The organism is Mycobacterium sp. NAZ190054, from assembly GCF_001545925.1.
Classification (GTDB): domain Bacteria; phylum Actinomycetota; class Actinomycetes; order Mycobacteriales; family Mycobacteriaceae; genus Mycobacterium.
The window spans coordinates 1-2,139 of record NZ_LMVQ01000411.1 but is presented as its reverse complement, the minus strand read 5'-3'; the positions used below and the strand labels follow the sequence as shown (position 1 = coordinate 2,139).

At 73.4% G+C, this 2,139-nt stretch carries 1 protein-coding gene and 2 pseudogenes; 1 reads left to right on the top strand and 2 read right to left on the bottom strand.

Going from position 1 to position 2,139, the window contains the following annotated elements; all coding sequences use genetic code 11:
• A pseudogene (locus ASJ79_RS22935) lies at nt 1-1,736 on the bottom strand (cation-translocating P-type ATPase); the annotation flags it as partial.
• Between the two features lie 5 nt (nt 1,737-1,741).
• Nucleotides 1,742-2,053 carry a hypothetical protein gene (locus ASJ79_RS22930; protein ID WP_231750988.1) on the bottom strand — a complete coding sequence of 104 codons (312 nt, stop codon included), beginning with the start codon at nt 2,051-2,053 and terminating at the stop codon, nt 1,742-1,744.
• On the opposite strand from ASJ79_RS22930, the pseudogene ASJ79_RS31450 reads away from it, so the two are divergent.
• A pseudogene (locus tag ASJ79_RS31450) lies at nt 2,013-2,139 on the top strand (cytochrome c oxidase subunit 4); the annotation flags it as partial. The gene ASJ79_RS22930 and the pseudogene ASJ79_RS31450 sit on opposite strands and share 41 nt — an antisense overlap.

Here is a 2,139-nt window from a genome sequence, read left to right as displayed (position 1 = left end):
TGCGCGAGGCCGTCGTCGACCTGCAGACCGGAGGCCGGACGGTGGCGCTGATCTCCGGTCAGGCGGTCGACGCTCTGCTGGCAGCCGATCTCGCCGTGGGCCTGGCGGCCGCGGACCCCGGGGATCATCAACAGTGCACCGAGCACCGTTGCGCTGGTGGCGAGTTCGACCCCGCGGCGGCTGGCGCGGTGGGCGGCGGGAATCGCGTGCACGAGCCGCCAGGCGGTTTCGAGATCGGGTACGAGTACGTCGGAACACAAGGGCGGGCACCGGTCCGCGGACGCCAGGCCCACGGCGAGATCGGCTGCCAGCAGAGCGTCGACCGCCTGACCGGAGATCAGCGCCACCGTCCGGCCTCCGGTCTGCAGGTCGACGACGGCCTCGCGCAGCGCGGCATCGACGGTGTCCTGCATCGGATACAACTCGTCGAAAGACGAACGCAGATCGTCGAGTTCGTCGCCGGCGACCGAGACCGCCTCGAGATCGCCGCGGCGGATCTCGCCGACGAGGCCCGCGGCCAGCGGATGGTGGACGTGCCCGACGAAGACGGCCGCGGCGGGACGGCCGTTACGGCGGCTCAGCGTCTGCGCCGGTGGTCGGTGCCAACCGGCACCGAGGCGGCCGTCGTGCACATGGTCCTGGGCCCACTGCCACACCGCGTCGCGGTCGCGCTCGGCGACGTCGCGTAACCGTGCGACCCGCAGCCGGTCGGTGAGCAGGATGCGGGGATCGACGACCACCGTGTCGACGCGATCCAGCCTGCGCAGCGAATCGGGGCGCAGGGTCAGCATGTCGTGACGGTCGGCGAGTCCGCGGCCCAGGGCGGCCGTGAACGCTTCGCGGGCGTTGCGGGCCGCCTTCGGTGCGGTCACCACCGCGGCGGTGCCCGCGGCGTTGAGGTCGCGGGTCAGAAGTCCGATCCCTGCCATCGCGAAACCCTGTGCGGCGCCGCTGCGTTCGGCATGGCGTTCGACGGGGCCGGGAGCCATCGGGCAGGGCCGCGGTGGTCTGGTACGGACGTCGTGGGCGCCGGGGTGCCCGGCCAGGAGCGGCTCGTGCCTGTTCCAGGCCTGTCGCGCGGCGATCAGTTCACCGACCTGGCTCAGATGCCTGGTGAACTCCACGGCCAGCGAGGCCGGCGACTGGGTGAGGGTGTAGATCGACGCCGCCGCGAGCGCCAGAGCGGTGTCTGCGGCGTCGGGCCCGAGCCGCTCTTCGACGGCTTTCCGGAGCCGGGGCTGGTAGTCGACGGTCGTGACAGCCGCGACCACACCTGCGGGCAGGGCCGGCAACAGCAGCACACGTCCCGCGGTCGCGACACAGAACCCGACGCCGGTGGCCGCCGTGGCGATCATCCGGCCGCCGAGCGTCACGCCGTCGCAGGGCAGCTCGGTGGGCGGATCGTGCGCCGCCGCCGTGCCCGCGCGGGTCTCCGCGTCGGCCACCACGCCACACAGCGTGTCCACGTCGGGACCGTCCGGGGCGACGGTGACGATCACGCGGGAGACCGAGACGTTCAGCCGGACCGTCAACACACCGGGGACGGCCTTCAACGCCTCGACGACATCCGTCGCCGGCGTCCGGTCGTCGGCGGTGTCCAAACCGCGGACCTCGATCCAGCAGCGGCCGTCCCGACTCCAGTGGCGACGGGCCGGTGAGCCACCGACGAGCTCGCGGGCAGCGGTGAGCATGCCTGCCCGCAGGTCCCCGGCGCCGCCGAGGAGGCGGTGGAGCAACGAGTTCACTTAGAGGCGGCGCGGCGCGAGGACGTCGTCTTGCGCGCGGCCTTCTTGGCCGGCGGCGACGAGTTCTGCGGCGCCGCCTGCGGTTCCGCCGCGCGCTGACCGAGTTGGTGCACGACCAGCGCGGCGCCGCCGACGGTGAGCAGCAGCGGCCATTCGACCAGACCCGCCGCACCGATCGCGCCGAGGGTCAACGCCGCCGCGGCCGGCGACCGGCTGCCGTTGCTCAGGCCGGCGCGGACTCCGCCGGCGACTCCCTGCACACCGCCGACCACCGCGCTGGCGCTCACCACCGGTCTGACGTTGATCACCGGCACGTTCTTCCGCTTCGTCGCGCGTCGGCTCGACACCCGGCCGGAGGATTACGAGGACGCCGAGATCGCCGACGGCGCCGGGG